The organism is Collinsella sp. AM15-2, from assembly GCF_003471985.1.
Classification (GTDB): domain Bacteria; phylum Actinomycetota; class Coriobacteriia; order Coriobacteriales; family Coriobacteriaceae; genus Collinsella.
In genome coordinates this window covers 1-208 of the sequence record NZ_QRKO01000054.1, presented here as the reverse complement: position 1 = coordinate 208, position 208 = coordinate 1, and the positions used below count along the sequence as shown (strand labels likewise).

General features: G+C 68.8%; 1 protein-coding gene. It reads right to left on the bottom strand.

What is annotated here, in order from left to right:
• On the bottom strand, positions 1-208 hold a 208-nt coding region (locus DW171_RS10370; RefSeq protein ID WP_255413400.1), incomplete at both ends, for a sugar phosphate nucleotidyltransferase.

Here is a 208-nt window from a genome sequence, read left to right as displayed (position 1 = left end):
GGGACAGGCCGTTGCCGTAGAAGATGTTGTCGCCGAGCACCAGCGCGCACGGCTCGCCGGCGATGAAGTCCTCGCCGATGGTGAAGGCCTGCGCAAGGCCGTCCGGCGAGGGCTGCTCGGCGTAGGACAGGTTCACGCCGTAGCGCGAGCCGTCCCCGAGCAGGCGCTCGAAGTTGGGCAGGTCGGTCGGGGTGGAGATGACCAGGAT